The sequence below is a fragment of the Vibrio sp. 378 genome (assembly GCF_033339435.1).
On the sequence record NZ_JAWOUO010000081.1, the window covers coordinates 1 to 1,362 of the forward strand.

The following is a 1,362-nucleotide window of genomic DNA, read 5'->3' on the forward strand; positions in this document are numbered from 1 at the left end:
AAGCTGTGAGATATTTGCCATACTTTTTTTATGGCAAGTAGCGCAAGGATCGTTTCAGTGTTTGCTAGGGTTTTAATCATGACGGCACTTCTGGTGCCGTTTTGCAGCTTTTCTACCGTGGTTTCTCTCGATGCTTCTGCCCAAACGGAGCAAGAAGGGGCCGTAGAGCAGTTGTCTGTCGAAAAAATGATCCATTATCCAACGGTGATTGATCAACTTTATCAAAGTACGAATTACCGTTTGAATTGGGAAAATGAGAGCGATGTTGAACAGTTCATTTTTCAGATGAAGCTGGTCGCGCTTGCTGACGTTTCTAAAGAGTTTGACAACCAACTGCATCGTATTAACCAAGTAAGATGGAAAGGAGACAACCTTGACTTCGATTTGGTGATGACCGATTCCCTCCTTATGTACCTCAGCTATCTTGAGCAGGTTCCTCAAGAAGGCGTTAACTGGTTGTTTGCAAATAAAGCCCATGTGAGCTTTCCTGCGCCTAGTGTGGATACGCTATCGGTACTGAGCAATGAGATCACGGTAGGGAAGTTGGACCAGTTTTTAGCCAGCTTGCGCTCGCCTTTGCAAATGGATGCCTCGTTTAATACGGTATTTGCTTCGCTTTCTGAATTCTCGCAATATCAATATCCTTTCTATGAGCAAAAAGGTCTGTTGCGCGTCGGTGATCCGATAGAAAACAAATCAACCCTTGTTGAACGCATGGCGATCGTCGGAGTGGATGTCAGTTACATCGATTCAGAAATACCGCAATACGATGAAAATTTGGAGCTGGCGGTGAAAGAGTTCCAGCGTATTCATGGCTTGAACCAAGATGGCGTAATTGGTCCGAACACCATTCGTTGGATCAACTTCTCTCCTCAACAACGTTTACACTTGCTGGCATTGAATGCGGAGCGTTCTCGTATTTGGGCGAAAGAACGAGACAATGTCGTGTTTGTGAACGTGCCGGGTTATGAAGTTACGTACTGGCATGATGGTCAGCCACTGTTTGAATCAAAAGTTGTGGTTGGTCGAGCTTCAAGAAAAACCCCAATCATGACTGGAACGCTAGATTCGGTGATCTTAAATCCTACTTGGAATGTGCCTTGGAAAATCATGGTGAAAGACATTATTCCAAAAGTGAAACGCAATCCGATGTATTTAATGGAACATAACATTCAAATCATCCGTTCTTGGACGTCGCGCGAAATCATCGATCCAACCACGATCAACTGGGCAACAGTTAATCCAAGAACCTTCCCGTACCGCATGCGTCAGGCTTCTGGTTCGCACAATGCGTTGGGTTTGTACAAATTCAACATGCCGAACCCACAAGCCATATATCTACACGACACGCCGAGTAAAAAC

1 protein-coding gene is annotated in these 1,362 nt (G+C 44.8%); it reads left to right on the forward strand.

Features of this window, described 5'->3' with window-relative positions; translation table 11 throughout:
• Positions 1 to 78: 78 nt before the first annotated feature.
• The coding region (locus tag R7Q48_RS24225; protein ID WP_318132630.1) for a L,D-transpeptidase family protein at positions 79 to 1,362 on the forward strand (1,284 nt) is incomplete at its 3' end.